Origin of the sequence: Paraburkholderia aromaticivorans (assembly GCF_012689525.1) — a bacterium.
GTDB classification, from domain to species: domain Bacteria; phylum Pseudomonadota; class Gammaproteobacteria; order Burkholderiales; family Burkholderiaceae; genus Paraburkholderia; species Paraburkholderia aromaticivorans_A.
Map to the genome: position 1 here is coordinate 51,196 of NZ_CP051516.1, position 13,017 is coordinate 64,212.

Consider the following 13,017-nt stretch of genomic DNA (forward strand, 5'->3'; position numbering starts at 1 on the left):
TCCACAGAATTTTTCGAGAAGGGGCTTGCCCTGCTGCTGACCCTTTGATATTATTTCGTTCTTCGTTGGCCCGGTAGCTCAGTTGGTAGAGCAGCGGATTGAAAATCCGCGTGTCGATGGTTCGATTCCGTCCCAGGCCACCAGGATTCAGCCCCAGGAAATCGCAAGATTCCTGGGGCTTTTCCTTTTTGTGCGCCTAATGTGATGGGGCGTGATGGGCAGCGTTGCTTCGGCTTGCGCGCACCACGCTTGCAGGGCGCACTCGGCGGTGTTCGGCGTCGCGTGATAAAATCGCGCCAGTTCAAGGACTTGCACGTGAGTGCGTCGCCTGAGTGCCGCGCGGCAACGCCGCCGTTAGCACCGAACCCTTCGCCCGACGATTAACGGTATAAGCGCCCAGCGACTCTGCATGCGGAAGGCGCGGCCTATACTGCTTTGGGCCGGCAGCAGTGCCGGCACGCGTCGCGCCGCGTTGCTTGCATGGCGCACCTCGCGCAGCGCGACGTGGCACTCTTCATTCACGGAGTTTCACGGTGATCCGCAAAGACGCTAAACGTAGCGCTCTGGTGCTGTTTTCCGGCGGCCAGGATTCCGCCACATGCCTCGCCTGGGCGCTCGAACGTTATGAAACGGTCGAGACGCTGGGCTTCGATTACGGTCAGCGGCACCGCGTCGAACTGGAATGCCGCGAGGGGTTTCGCAGTGCCGTCGCGCGCGCATTCCCCGCCTGGGCCGAACGCCTCGGCGACGATCATATGATCGATCTGTCGGTGCTCGGCGCGATCAGCGATACCGCCATGACACGCGAGATCGAGATCGAAGCCACGGCCAACGGTTTGCCGAACACGTTCGTGCCGGGCCGCAATCTGATGTTCATGACCATCGCGGCGGCGATTGCCTATCGACGTGGTTTGCAGGTGCTGGTCGGCGGCATGTGCGAGACGGATTTCTCGGGCTACCCCGATTGCCGCGACGACACGATGAAGGCGTTGCAGGTCGCGCTGAACCTCGGCATGGACACGCGCTTCCTGCTCGAAACGCCGCTGATGTGGCTCGACAAGGCCGACACGTGGCGCCTCGCACACGAGCTCGGCGGCGATGAACTGGTCGAGCTGGTGCGCGTCGAAACGCATACGTGCTATGTCGGCGAACGCGCCGAATTGCATGCATGGGGCTTCGGTTGCGGCGAATGCCCGGCGTGCCGCTTGCGCAAGCGCGGCTACGAAGCGTATCTGTCGGGTGAGAAGGTCACCGAGCCGGTCTGACGTTTCTTGCATCGGCAGTACAGGCAACTATTTTTCAGGAACACGGGGCAGAAAGCAGCATGACTTACGCGGTCAAGGAAATCTTCTACACGTTGCAGGGCGAGGGCGCGAATGCCGGGCGTCCGGCTGTCTTCTGCCGGTTCGCCGGCTGCAACCTGTGGTCGGGCCGCGAAGAAGATCGTGCCGAGGCGGTGTGCCGCTTCTGCGATACCGATTTCGTCGGCACCGACGGCGAAAACGGCGGCAAGTACCGCACGGCTGACGACCTGGTGCAGATGATCGCGTCGCAATGGCCGGAAGGCGAGGGCGAGCGTTTCGTGGTGTGCACGGGCGGCGAGCCGATGCTGCAGATCGACTCGCCGCTGGTCGACGCGCTGCATGCCGCCGGCTTCGAAATCGCTATCGAAACCAACGGCTCGCTGCCGGTGCTCGAAACGATCGATTGGATCTGCGTGAGCCCGAAGGCCGACGCGCCGCTCGTCGTGACCAAGGGCAACGAATTGAAGGTTGTGATTCCGCAGGACAACCAGCGTTTGTCCGAGTATGCGAAGCTCGACTTCGAGTATTTCCTCGTCCAGCCCATGGACGGTCCGTCGCGCGACATCAACACGAAGCTCGCGATCGACTGGTGCAAACGCCATCCGCAATGGCGCCTGTCGATGCAGACCCACAAGTATCTGAACATTCCCTGATTTGCCGTGCTGACGATTACACGAAAACTCGAATTCGACGCGGGTCACCGCATTCCCGATCACCGCAGCCAGTGCCGTAATCTGCACGGTCATCGCTATGTGCTCGAAATCACGCTGCAAGGCGATCTGGTCGACACCGAAGGCGCGCCCGATCGCGGCATGGTGATGGACTTCGCCGACGTGAAGTCGCTCGCCGTCGAGCATCTGGTCGACAAGTGGGACCATGCGTTTCTCGTCTATGAAGGCGACACGCAGGTGCGCGGTTTCCTGGAAACGATGGCTGGCCACAAGACGGTCGTGCTCGATCGCATTCCTACCGTCGAAAATCTTGCCGCCGTCGCGTTCGACATTCTCGCGAACGTCTACGACGCGCACTACGGCGTGAATCTGCGTCTGCACAAGCTGCGTCTGTACGAGACGCCGAATTGCTGGGCCGACGTGGTCCGCGACTAAACCCGGCGCCGTCTCATCCCCCGACGGAAGTCCCCATCGGGCAACGCCAACCCTCGCGTTATTGTCACGGTATGATCGCTCCGATAACCACACGGAGCGAGACATGCCGGTCACCGCATTGCGTCGCAGCAGGCAACGGGGCCGCCACGGCCCGCGCGTTCATCTGGCCCACGAGGCCAGCATGCTTTCCCGCAGTTCCAGCGAAGCGTCGCTTCATCGACAAGGAGCGCGGCGATGAGCACCTTCACCAATCCTCTCAAGTCACGCCTTAACGAAACCGATCCGCTGTTCGGACTATGGCTCTCGCTCGGCAGCGATGCCGCCGCCGAAGCGCTCGCGCACGCCGGTTACGACTGGCTGCTGATCGACATGGAGCACTCGCCCAACGATAGCGGCGACGTCGCCTCGCAATTGCGCGCGATCGCCGCCGCGCATCTGCCGAGCGAGCCGGTGGTGCGCGTGCCGTCCAGCGAGGCGTGGCTCGTCAAGCGCGTGCTGGATGCCGGCGCGCGCACGCTGATGTTCCCGAATATCGAGTCCGCGGACGAGGCGGCGCGCGCCGTGCGTCTCACGCAATATCCCACCGCCGGCGCGCTCGACGGTGAGCGCGGCGTCGCCGGCGCGGTGCGCGCCGCGGGCTACGGCATGCGGCGCGACTATGTGCAGACGGCCAACGCGCAGATCGCGACCATCGTGCAGATCGAGTCGGCGCGTGGCTTGCAGGAGGTGGAAAAGATCGCGGCGACGCCGGGCGTCGATTGCCTGTTCGTCGGGCCGGCCGATCTCGCCGCGAGCCTCGGGCATCTCGGCGATTCGAAGCATGCCGACGTGCAGGCCGCGATGGCGCGCATCGTCAGCGCCGCGGACAAGGCGGGCATTGCCGCCGGTATTTTTGCCATGGACGTCGCGAGCGCCAAGCAGCATCGCGATGCCGGTTTTCGATTCATCGCTCTGGCCGCCGACGTCATGTGGATGTTGCGCGCGACTCGCCAGGCGCTGCAGGAGGTGAGGTCATGAAGGGGATGGTGCAGTGCGTCGTGGTGCGTCTGGCAGTCACAGCGGCATTGATGGCGAATGTGGCGGCATATGCGCAAGACAGCCGGGTCGCGAAGTCGAACGATCCGGAGACGCAAACCGCGGTCGCCGACTACAACGCCGGCAATCTGGCCGCGGCGCTTGTCGAGTTCCGCAAGGCTGCCGAGCGCGGCAGCCGGCTCGCCGAGTTCAACTACGCGATGATGCTGCTCAACGGCGAAGGCACGTCGGCCAATGTCGATGAAGGCAAGAAGTGGCTGCGCAAAGCCGCCGACGCCAACATGTCGCACGCGCAATACGTGTACGGCAAGATGTACGACGATGGCGAGTTCGTCGGGCGCGACCCGGTCGAGGCGCACCGCTGGTTCCTGAAGGCGGCGCAGCAAGGTCACGTGCAGGCGGAGTTGGCGCTGGCCAATCAGTTCCTCGATGGACGCGGCACCGAGCGCGACAACAAGCAGGCGTTCGTCTGGTACAAGAAGGCGGCTGAGGGCGGCGACATGACCGCGCAATACGTGGCCGGCTCGTTCTACGAACGCGGCGGCGACGGCGTGGAGAAGAATCTCAATGTGGCGCGCGCCTATTACGCGGCTGCGGCGGCGCAGGGCGATCCGGCGGCGCGGCTCAAGTATCAGCAACTCAGTGCGCAGTTGCGGGATCAGAAGGAAGTGAAGCCGCAGTAAAACGGTCGCGTTGGATCACACCGTTGGACACAAAAAAGGGGCGCTCCGTGTGTGAAGAGCGCTCCTTTTGCTTGTCGTGTTGCCGGTGTCGTGCGCGCGGCTCCGCGCTAACTCTGCATCAACCGCTTTTGCCGCGCGACATTCATGATGAGGCCGACGGCGACGCCCAACGTGGTCAGCGCAGTACCGCCGTAACTCATGAATGGCAGCGGCACGCCGACCACCGGCAAGATGCCGCTCACCATGCCGATATTCACGAAAGCGTAGGTGAAGAACGCCATGGTTAGCGAGCCGGCCAGCAAGCGTCCGAACAGCGTCGCGCCATTGGCCGCGATATAGAGGCCGCGCGCGATCAACAGCATGTACAGCGTGAGCAATACGATACCGCCCGCCAATCCGAACTCTTCAGAGAACACCGCGAAAATGAAGTCAGTGTGTTTCTCGGGGATGAACTCCAGATGCGCCTGCGTGCCCTTCAACCAGCCTTTGCCGAGCGGACCACCCGAGCCGATCGCAATGACCGCCTGGATCGTGTGAAAGCCCTTGCCGAGCGGATCGGAAGTCGGATCGAGCAGCGTGCAGATGCGGTGCTTCTGATAGTCGTGCATCAGCGGCCATTGCACTTCGGGCTGACAGATCTTGTCCTGAAAGGCCGCGATCGAAGCGACTGCGATCACGCAAGCAATCAGCACCGGCACGATCAGCTTGAAACTCAGGCCCGCGAAGTAAATCACGAAGAGGCCGGCCGCGAACACCAGCACGGCCGTGCCGAGGTCGGGCTGCTTGGCGATCAGGCCGACCGGCACCGCGAGAATCACCAGGCCGACCAGATAGTCGTACCAGCGCATCACGCCTTCGCGTCGCTGGTAGTACCACGCGAGCATCAACGGCGTGGCGATCTTCAGAATCTCCGACGGCTGGATCACCACGCCGACGTTGATCCAGCGCTTCGCGCCCTTGCGCGTGAGACCGAATAGCGCCACCGCGACCAGCAACGCGATCCCGAATGTGTAGAGCGGGAGCGCGAAACGCATCAGCGTGGTGGGTGGCACATTGGCGAGCGCCCACATCAGCACGAACGTCAGCATGATGTTGCGCAACTGGTCTTCCACGCGGCCGGGGACATCCAGACTCGCGCTGTACAGCGTGACGATGCCGACGCACAGCAGCAGAAACACGATCAGTGCAAGCGGACGGTCGAAGCCCGCGAACATCCGCTTGATGCGGTCGAGCCAGGCGCGCTTGTCGAATTGCATGCCTTTCTCCTTACTCGTCGATGCCGCCGGAAACCGGCTGGCGTGGCGATGTGGCCTGAATGCCGTCGTCGCGCGACGGAGCGGCGGCTGTCGGCGCCGGCGCGCTGGCCGGACGGGGTTTGTGCGGGACGCCGGATTTACGCGACGCGGGATTCTTTGCGGCGGTGGACGTCGATGCTGCCACGGGCGCTGACGCAACAGCCGGCGCGGAGGCTGCCGCCGCTGCTGATGCAGCCTTCGCAGCCGCCGCAGCGGACGCCGCCGCTGCCGCCGAAGCCGCGCCGGGAATCGGCAGGGCCGTGAAGCCCGCCGCAACCTTGACCGGCTGCACCCCGTCCTGCGGCGGCGGCGGTGCGCCACCGACTTCCGGCGCGGACGCATCCTCAGTGGCTGACGCCGCTGCCTCGATGGCTGCGGCCTGCGCACCCGGCTTGTTCTTGCCGACGAGGTAGTAATCGAGCACCTTGCGCGCAATCGGGCCTGCGGATTCCGCACCCCAGCCGCCATTTTCGACGATCAACGCGATGGCGATTTTCGGCTGCTCGGCCGGGGCGAACGCGATGAAGAGCGCGTGGTCGCGCAGATGTTCGGCGACCGCGTGGCCCTTGTAGTTCGCGCCCTGCAGCGAGTAGACCTGCGCCGTCCCCGTCTTGCCGGCCGCCAGGTACTGCGCGCCGATGAACAGTTTCGACGCCGTGCCGTTGGTTACGACGCCTTCCATCGCGCGCTTGATGATGTCGATGTCCGATTGCTTCACCGCGATCTTGTCGCTCGGATCGCGTACGACCGGACGGGTGTCTTTCGTGATCGGATTTTCGATGTCGCGCACCAGGTGCGGCTTCATCACGACGCCGTTGTTCGCGAGCGTGGCCGTGGCGTGAGCGAGCTGGAGAATAGTGAACGAGTTGTAGCCTTGGCCGATGCCGAGACTGATCGTTTCGCCTTCGTACCACCGTTGCTGTTCAGGCTTGTGGTACGCCTTGCGCTTCCATTCCGTGGACGGCAGGATGCCGCGCGCCTCGCCCGAAATGTCGATGCCGGTGATCTGGCCGAAGCCCCACGGCTTCATGAAGTTGGCGATGTTGTTGACGCCGAGATCGTGCGCGAGCATGTAGAAATACGTGTCGTTCGACACCACGATCGCACGGTTCATGTCGACCCAGCCTTGACCCGAGCGCACGTCGTTGCGGAACGTGTGGCCGCCGAAGGTGTACGAGCCCGGATCCTGGAAGCCCCAGCCCGGCGTGCGCTTATGCAAAGTCAGCGCGGCGAGCGCCATGAACGGCTTGTAAGTCGAGCCCGGCGGATAGGTGCCGTGCAGCGGCCGGTTGAGCAGCGGGTGGTCGGGCGAGTTGTTGAGATCGTCCCAGGTCTGCTGGTCGATGCCGTCGACGAATGAATTCGGATCGAAGCTCGGCGCGGACACGAACGCGAGCACGTCGCCCGTCGACGGCTCGATCGCGACCAGCGCGCCGCGGCGCCCCGCGAAGGCCTGCTCGGCGACCTGCTGCAACCCGATATCCAGCGACAGCACGAGGTTGTTGCCAGGCGTTGCCTGGGTGCGCGACAACGTGCGCACCGGACGGCCGCCGGCGGTCACTTCCACTTCCTCGAAACCGGTCTGGCCGTGCAGCTCGGTCTCGTAACTTTGCTCGACGCCGATCTTGCCGATGTAGTCGGTGCCCTTGTAGTTGTTCGCGTCCAGACGCGGATCGTAGTGGTCCGGATCGCTGTCGTTCTGATCACTGGCGTCGTCGATACGATCCTGATCGCGCTGCGAAATCCGGCCGATGTAGCCGATCACGTGTGCCGCGGTCGGCCCGAGCGGATATTGGCGGAACAGGCGCGCGCGCACTTCCACGCCGGGAAAACGGAAGCGCTGCGCGGTGAAGCGCGCGACTTCGTCGTCGGTCAGGCGGGTGCGGATCGGCAGGCTCTCGAAGTTCTTCGAGTCTTCCTGCAGTTTCTTGAAGCGGCGGCGGTCGCGCGCGTCGATCGAGACAACCGTGGCCAGGTTGTCGATCACGTTTTCCAGCGAATCGTTCAGCTTCGACGGCGTAAGTTCGAGCGTGTAGGCCGAGTAGTTCTTGGCCAGCACGATGCCGTTGCGATCGGTGATGATGCCGCGGTTCGGCACGATCGGCGCGACTGAGATGCGGTTTTCGTCGGCCTGCAGCGAGTATTTGCTGTAGTGCCAGACCTGCAGGAACAGGAAGCGGAAGCCGATCAGCCCGAAGCAGACGAACACGAACAGACCCGCCGCCGCGACGCGCAGGCGGAACTTCGAGAGCTGTTGCTGAGTGTCCTTGAATTCGGTCATGCGATTCTGCAAAAGGCCGGGTGACGGCCATCATGAGTGTGCGCCTTTTCCGGCCTGAGCCGGAAGGCATGAACAGCGACGCGCGTCGAGCGGGCCGGCAAAGTGGGTTCTGGTGAGAACGGCCGGCGGGCCCGAAGCGTGATCAAATTGGCCTGGTATCGTCCGGATCGGCCGGGCGGCGCTGCGGCATCAGCAACAACACGCTGGTGACTGGCCACAACGCGGCTTCGACGAAGCCGTCGATCAGATAACCCCAACCCGGAAACGCCGCGCCCGTCAGCAGACGGATCACGAACGGCACCAGTTGCGCGACGACCAGCAATGGCATGACCGCGAAGGTCTGCACGCCGAGCGACATCCACAACACGCGGCGATGGATCGTGATCGCGCCGTACGACAACAACGTATAGGCCAGCGCGTGCTCGCCGAGCAGGCTGGCGTTATGCACATCCATCAACAAACCGAGCGAAAACGCGATGCCCATGCCGACTTTGCGCGGCTGATGCACGTTCCAGAACAGCAGCACGAGCGCCACGAAGTCCGGCACGCCGGCGAGGCGCCCCCACGGCATCAGGTTCAGCAGGAACGCTGCGGCGAGGCTGAACGAGATGAAGTAGGGATTGACCGGCTGCAGAATGTATTGCGGACGGTTCATGGCTGAGCCCCTGGCTTGGCTGGCGGCTTCGCGTTCTTCTCAGCGGCCGGTTTCTTTTCGGCGGCGGCCTTTTTCTCCGCGGCGGCCGGTTTGGCCGGCGTTTTTTCGGCGGGCTTGGCGGCTGCCGGTTTCTCGGCGACGGGTTTTTCGCCTGCTTTCGCCGGAGATTTGTCCGCCGCGGCTTTGCCGTCGGCCGGTTTAGTGCCCTTTTTCGCTTTCGCGGCCGTGGCTGCGTCGGGCTCTTCGGCGGGGCGCGGCGGCACATTGTTCACGTAATGCAGCACCAACAATTGACGTGCGCCGCGCACCGGCGCGATCGGCAAGCAGATCACGCGTGCGAACGCCGTATCGGCCTGCTTGTCGACCCGCACCACCTTGGCAACCGGCAGGCCCGGTGGATACACGCCGTCCAGGCCGCTGGTGACGAGTTCGTCGCCCGTCTGAATGTCGGCGCTGATCGGCACGAAGCGCAGATCCAGCGTGTCGCCCTTCGGCGTGCCGTAAATCACGCTGCGCAGGCCGGTGCGCACGATCTGCACGGGCACCGCCTGATCCTTGTCCGTGAGCAGCGTCACTTCGGCTTGCAGCGGGAAGACGCGCGTCACCTGGCCGATCACGCCGTCTTCATTGACGACCGGCGAACCGTTCTGGATGCCTTGCTGCGCACCCCGGCCAATCACGACCTTTTGCGTGAACGGGTCGCGCGTGTCGTACTGGATTTCGGCGGGCAGCGATTCCGTGGTGGAGCGCTGCGACAGTTGCAGCAATGCGCGCAAATGCGCGTTCTCGGCCGCCAGTTCAGCGGCCGTATTGGCTTGCTGCGAAAGCTGCAGATCTTTGTTGCGCAGTTTGTCGTTTTCGCCGCGCAGCGTGGCGCTGGTCACGGCCAGGTCGGCGGCGCCCACGAACATATCGCGCGGCACGAGAGCCGCGCGTTGCAACGGATAAAGACCCGCGCCGAGCACGCCACGCACGATTTCGAGCGTTTTGAAGCGTGCGTCGGAGATCAGCAGGGCGAGCGCCAGCACGACGAAAAACACGAGTCGTGCGAGGGCGGACGGTCCTTGCTTGAACAGGGGCGGCGGACTGTATTCCATGGTCGGCGCCGGGGGCGTGAGCGGTTGGGTGAGACGGCGGCGCGCGAGGGACGCGCGTTCAGCGCGCGGAGGCTGGTAGGCCCAGCCAACGGCAAACCGGCCCGCAAGGGGCCGTTTGCCAGATCCGCGCTACTGACATGGAGGCGGGCTCGCTTACTCGTACGAGAAGATGCTGCCCAGCTTGTCCATGCGTTCGAGCGCCATGCCCGAGCCGCGCACAACGCAGGTCAACGGGTCTTCGGCGACGAGCACCGGCAGGCCGGTTTCCTCGGCGAGCAGGCGGTCCAGATCGCGCAGCAGTGCGCCACCGCCCGTGAGCATCATGCCGCGCTCGGCGATGTCCGCGCCCAGTTCCGGCGGCGTTTGTTCGAGCGCGATCTTCACCGACGACACGATCTGGTTCAGCGGATCGGTGAGGGCTTCGAGAATTTCGTTGCTGGAGATGGTGAAGCTGCGCGGAATGCCTTCCGACAGATTGCGGCCCTTCACTTCCATTTCCTTGACTTCGGAGCCCGGGAAGGCGGAGCCGATTTCTTTCTTGATGGCTTCGGCGGTTTGCTCGCCGATCAGCATGCCGTAGTTGCGGCGGATGTAGTTGACGATGGCTTCGTCGAACTTGTCGCCGCCCACGCGCACGGAGCCCTTGTACACGATGCCGCCGAGCGAGATCACGCCGACTTCGGTCGTGCCGCCGCCGATGTCGACGACCATCGAGCCGGTGGCTTCCGACACCGGCAGGCCGGCGCCGATGGCAGCGGCCATGGGCTCTTCAATGAGGTAGACCTGCGAAGCGCCCGCACCGTGCGCGGCTTCCTTGATCGCGCGGCGTTCGACCTGAGTCGAACCGCACGGCACGCAAATGATGATGCGCGGCGACGGCGAGAACATGCGCGATTCGTGAGCAGTTTTGATGAACTGCTTGATCATCTGCTCGGTGACGGTGAAGTCGGCGATCACGCCGTCTTTCATGGGGCGGATCGCCTCGATGTTGCCCGGCACCTTGCCGAGCATCTGCTTGGCTTCCTTGCCGACTGCCTGGATGGTTTTCTTACCGTTGGGACCGCCTTCCTGGCGGATCGAGACCACCGACGGTTCATCGAGAACGATGCCCTTGCCACGCATGTAGATGAGCGTGTTGGCCGTACCGAGGTCAATGGCCAGATCGTTGGAGAAGTAGCTGCGCAAAAAACCGAACATTCAAAATCCTGTCTCGCTGGGGGCCGGGCCTCGCACCATATGCGCAGGGCGGCAGCGGAAAAAATAACAGCTTCAACCGGGCGGAGGCGGCGCCACAGGAACTTGAAGCTGCGTGGGAGTCTACCGGAGGCCGATGCAAAGCCAGGTCAGAAAAATCCGAACTATCTTTGGGAATTGTTCAGAAAGGCTCTGGTAAGTCGGTCCGGGTTTGGGTCGAACGCGTAATGATACCTTATAATTTTGGATGTTTTGAAGGAAACGGACGGCACTTTTTGCCTCCGCTGGCCCCTTTTTCGAGGTCTTCCTCCAGCGTCGTAACCCACTGTCGCAGCGCTGTTTTTTTCCGTGCTGCGGCGGTCCACCACATTTTCCGGTGACTGCATGGCTCTGACCCTGACCGATGTAAAACGCATCGCGCATCTTGCGCGGCTCGAACTGGCCGACGCCGACGCTGAGCACACGCTCGTCCAGCTCAACGATTTTTTCGGCCTTGTCGAGCAGATGCAGGCGGTCGATACCACCGGCATCGCGCCGCTTGCCCATCCGATCGAGCAGATCGAAGACGTTGCGCTGCGTCTGCGTGACGACGCGGTGACCGAAACGGTCGAACGCGAAGCTTTCCAGCGCCCGGCGCCGGCCGTGCAGGAAGGCCTGTACCTAGTGCCGAAGGTGATCGAGTAACACCCGCGCATCGAGCCCGGCGCGGCGCGCAAGTCAGCCTTCCGGCGAGTCACCACGCAGCGGCATATCGCCTCGTGACTCCAGTGCTTGCATGATCGTCGTCTCTGGCTTCCTCGGCTCGGCTTGCCGGCGGGCGGCCGAATGCCTCCACGGCAGCGTGACTACGCTGCCGCGCTCTTCAGGATAAAACGCAATGCATGAAAAAAGTTTGACCGAACTGCGCGCCGCACTGACGGCCAAGGAATGCTCCGCAGTCGAACTGGCGCAGCTCTATCTGAAGCGGATCGACGCGGCCAACAGCCTGAACGCATTCATCCAGGTCGATCCCGATCTGACGCTCGCGCAGGCGAAAGCCGCGGACGCGCTGCTCCATACCGGCCACGCCGGCCCGCTGGTCGGCCTGCCGATCGCGCACAAGGACGTGTTCGTCACCAAGGGCTGGCGCTCCACCGCCGGCTCGAAAATGCTGTCGAACTACGAGAGCCCGTTCGACGCGACCGTGGTCGCGCGTCTGCAGAAGGCCGGCATGGTGTGCGTGGGCAAGACCAATATGGACGAGTTCGCAATGGGCTCATCCAACGAGAATTCGTACTTTGGTCCCGTGCAGAATCCGTGGGATGTTAAGGCTGTGCCGGGCGGTTCGTCGGGCGGGTCGGCTGCGGCTGTGGCCGCTCGCCTCACGCCTGCCGCGACTGGTACGGATACCGGCGGCTCGATCCGTCAGCCGGCGTCGTTCTCGGGCATCACCGGCATCAAGCCGACGTACGGCCGCGTGTCGCGTTACGGCATGATCGCGTTCGCCTCGTCGCTGGATCAGGGCGGTCCGATGGCGCAAAGCGCCGCGGATTGCGCCACGCTGCTCAACGCCATGGCTGGTTTCGACGAGCGCGATTCGACCAGCCTCGTGCGCGACGACGAAGACTACACGCGTTACCTCGGCAAATCGTGGAAAGAAGACGGCGCCGACAAGCCGCTCGCTGGCCTGCGCATCGGCCTGCCGAAAGAGTATTTCGGCGCCGGCCTCGCCGATGACGTGCGCGCGTCGATCGACGCCGCGCTGAAGCAATACGAAGCGCTCGGCGCCACGCTGGTCGAAGTCTCGCTGCCGAAAACAGAGTTGTCGATTCCGGTGTATTACGTGATTGCGCCGGCGGAGGCTTCGTCGAACCTGTCGCGTTTCGACGGCGTGCGCTTTGGTCATCGCGCCGCGGAGTATCGCGATCTGCTCGACATGTACAAGAAGTCGCGCGCCGAAGGGTTCGGCCCGGAAGTGAAGCGCCGCATTCTGGTCGGCGCGTACGTGCTGTCGCACGGCTATTACGACGCGTACTACCTGCAGGCGCAGAAGATCCGCCGCATCATCGCGCAGGATTTCCAGGAAGCGTTCAAGCAGTGCGACGTGATCATGGGACCTGTCGCGCCTTCGGTGGCGTGGGACCTCGGCGCGAAGGGCGACGATCCGGTGCAGATGTATCTGGCGGACATCTATACGCTGTCGGTAAGCCTCGCCGGTTTGCCGGGCATGAGCGTGCCGTGCGGCTTCGGCGCGGGCGCGAATGCGCAGCGTCCGGTCGGTTTGCAGATCATCGGCAACTATTTCAATGAAGCCCGGATGCTCCAGGTGGCCGACGCGTTCCAGCGCGCGACCGACTGGCACCGTAAAGCACCGGCAGGAGTGTGAAC

The 13,017-nt window shown here is 63.7% G+C and carries 12 protein-coding genes and 1 tRNA gene; 8 read left to right on the plus strand and 5 right to left on the minus strand.

Annotated elements, in window-relative coordinates; all coding sequences use genetic code 11:
• The first annotated feature begins 67 nt into the window (after positions 1 to 67).
• The 6 genes from HF916_RS28240 (at position 68) to HF916_RS28265 (ending at position 4,128) form a co-directional block, all read left to right on the plus strand.
• Positions 68 to 143 (plus strand) — tRNA-Phe (locus HF916_RS28240).
• Between the two features lie 390 nt (positions 144 to 533).
• Positions 534 to 1,265, plus strand: coding sequence for a 7-cyano-7-deazaguanine synthase QueC (queC, locus tag HF916_RS28245; RefSeq protein WP_168792221.1), 732 nt, complete (start codon positions 534 to 536; stop codon positions 1,263 to 1,265).
• Between the two features lie 59 nt (positions 1,266 to 1,324).
• Positions 1,325 to 1,957 carry a 7-carboxy-7-deazaguanine synthase gene (gene queE / locus HF916_RS28250; RefSeq protein WP_168792222.1) on the plus strand — a complete coding sequence of 211 codons (633 nt, stop codon included), beginning with the start codon at positions 1,325 to 1,327 and terminating at the stop codon, positions 1,955 to 1,957.
• A 9-nt stretch (positions 1,958 to 1,966) separates the two neighbouring features.
• Positions 1,967 to 2,410: a 6-carboxytetrahydropterin synthase QueD gene (gene queD / locus HF916_RS28255; RefSeq protein WP_090518804.1), complete on the plus strand. Its 444-nt coding sequence runs from the start codon at positions 1,967 to 1,969 to the stop codon at positions 2,408 to 2,410.
• A 234-nt stretch (positions 2,411 to 2,644) separates the two neighbouring features.
• Entirely contained in the window at positions 2,645 to 3,427 is a 783-nt protein-coding gene (locus HF916_RS28260; RefSeq protein ID WP_168792223.1) for an HpcH/HpaI aldolase family protein, read from the plus strand.
• Complete coding sequence (locus HF916_RS28265; protein WP_168792224.1) at positions 3,424 to 4,128, plus strand: tetratricopeptide repeat protein; 705 nt, start codon at positions 3,424 to 3,426, stop codon at positions 4,126 to 4,128. The genes HF916_RS28260 and HF916_RS28265 overlap by 4 nt, the downstream gene beginning before the upstream one ends.
• Before the next feature lie 107 nt (positions 4,129 to 4,235).
• Here the strand turns inward: HF916_RS28265 and rodA are convergent, their stop codons facing one another.
• The 5 genes from rodA to HF916_RS28290 all read right to left on the minus strand — a co-directional run bounded on the left by rodA (position 4,236) and on the right by HF916_RS28290 (position 10,653).
• Positions 4,236 to 5,384: a rod shape-determining protein RodA gene (gene rodA, locus HF916_RS28270; protein WP_168792225.1), complete on the minus strand. Its 1,149-nt coding sequence runs from the start codon at positions 5,382 to 5,384 to the stop codon at positions 4,236 to 4,238.
• 10 nt (positions 5,385 to 5,394) lie between these two features.
• Positions 5,395 to 7,704 (minus strand): penicillin-binding protein 2, encoded by a 2,310-nt coding sequence (mrdA, locus tag HF916_RS28275; protein ID WP_168792226.1) that lies wholly within the window; start codon positions 7,702 to 7,704, stop codon positions 5,395 to 5,397.
• A 142-nt stretch (positions 7,705 to 7,846) separates the two neighbouring features.
• Positions 7,847 to 8,359, minus strand: coding sequence for a rod shape-determining protein MreD (mreD, locus tag HF916_RS28280; protein WP_168792227.1), 513 nt, complete (start codon positions 8,357 to 8,359; stop codon positions 7,847 to 7,849).
• A complete protein-coding gene (gene mreC / locus HF916_RS28285; RefSeq protein WP_168792228.1) occupies positions 8,356 to 9,456 on the minus strand; it encodes a rod shape-determining protein MreC in 1,101 nt (366 codons plus the stop codon). Before mreC ends, mreD begins: the two co-directional genes overlap by 4 nt.
• 153 nt (positions 9,457 to 9,609) lie before the next feature.
• A complete protein-coding gene (locus HF916_RS28290) occupies positions 9,610 to 10,653 on the minus strand; it encodes a rod shape-determining protein (RefSeq protein WP_004189550.1) in 1,044 nt (347 codons plus the stop codon).
• Between the two features lie 381 nt (positions 10,654 to 11,034).
• Here HF916_RS28290 and gatC point away from each other — a divergent pair, with 381 nt between their 5' ends.
• Together gatC and gatA are read left to right on the plus strand one after the other, a co-directional pair.
• Positions 11,035 to 11,334, plus strand: a complete 300-nt coding sequence (gatC, locus tag HF916_RS28295; protein WP_132376407.1) for an Asp-tRNA(Asn)/Glu-tRNA(Gln) amidotransferase subunit GatC — start codon at positions 11,035 to 11,037, stop codon at positions 11,332 to 11,334.
• 193 nt (positions 11,335 to 11,527) lie between these two features.
• Positions 11,528 to 13,015: an Asp-tRNA(Asn)/Glu-tRNA(Gln) amidotransferase subunit GatA gene (gatA, locus tag HF916_RS28300; RefSeq protein WP_168792229.1), complete on the plus strand. Its 1,488-nt coding sequence runs from the start codon at positions 11,528 to 11,530 to the stop codon at positions 13,013 to 13,015.
• Positions 13,016 to 13,017: the final 2 nt, after the last annotated feature.

Coding starts and splice junctions, on each gene's coding strand:
- queE (WP_168792222.1), top strand. CDS start 1,325: ATGACTTACGCGGTCAAGGAAATCTTCTACACGTTGCAGGGCGAGGGC.
- mreC (WP_168792228.1), bottom strand. CDS start 9,456: ATGGAATACAGTCCGCCGCCCCTGTTCAAGCAAGGACCGTCCGCCCTC.
- HF916_RS28290 (WP_004189550.1), bottom strand. CDS start 10,653: ATGTTCGGTTTTTTGCGCAGCTACTTCTCCAACGATCTGGCCATTGAC.
- mreD (WP_168792227.1), bottom strand. CDS start 8,359: ATGAACCGTCCGCAATACATTCTGCAGCCGGTCAATCCCTACTTCATC.
- gatC (WP_132376407.1), top strand. CDS start 11,035: ATGGCTCTGACCCTGACCGATGTAAAACGCATCGCGCATCTTGCGCGG.
- HF916_RS28260 (WP_168792223.1), top strand. CDS start 2,645: ATGAGCACCTTCACCAATCCTCTCAAGTCACGCCTTAACGAAACCGAT.
- gatA (WP_168792229.1), top strand. CDS start 11,528: ATGCATGAAAAAAGTTTGACCGAACTGCGCGCCGCACTGACGGCCAAG.
- HF916_RS28265 (WP_168792224.1), top strand. CDS start 3,424: ATGAAGGGGATGGTGCAGTGCGTCGTGGTGCGTCTGGCAGTCACAGCG.
- rodA (WP_168792225.1), bottom strand. CDS start 5,384: ATGCAATTCGACAAGCGCGCCTGGCTCGACCGCATCAAGCGGATGTTC.
- mrdA (WP_168792226.1), bottom strand. CDS start 7,704: ATGACCGAATTCAAGGACACTCAGCAACAGCTCTCGAAGTTCCGCCTG.